General features: G+C 47.4%; 1 pseudogene. It reads left to right on the top strand.

The window, feature by feature from the left end:
• Nucleotides 1–232, top strand: a pseudogene (locus SB725_RS34170) (RNA degradosome polyphosphate kinase); the annotation flags it as partial.

The raw sequence follows: 232 nt of genomic DNA, 5'->3' as shown, positions 1-232 counted from the left end.
ATGCTATCCGCTATCATTCATGAGCATATCGGTGAGCTATTCCCTGGAATGAGTGTGACTGGCTGTCATCAATTTAGGCTGACACGTAATGCCGATTTAGACTTGGCTGATGATGTCGAAGACATTGCCAAAGCACTAGAAGGCGAGCTCGAAAACCGCCGCTTCGGTGATAAAGTACGACTTGAGGTCACAACCGATTGCCCAACGCACATCAGTGAGTATCTGCTTAATG

Origin of the sequence: Pseudomonas sp. SIMBA_041 (genome assembly GCF_046535095.1) — a bacterium.
Taxonomy (GTDB): Bacteria; Pseudomonadota; Gammaproteobacteria; order Pseudomonadales; family Pseudomonadaceae; genus Aquipseudomonas; species Aquipseudomonas mucoides.
This window is presented reverse-complemented; position numbering and strand designations above follow the sequence as displayed.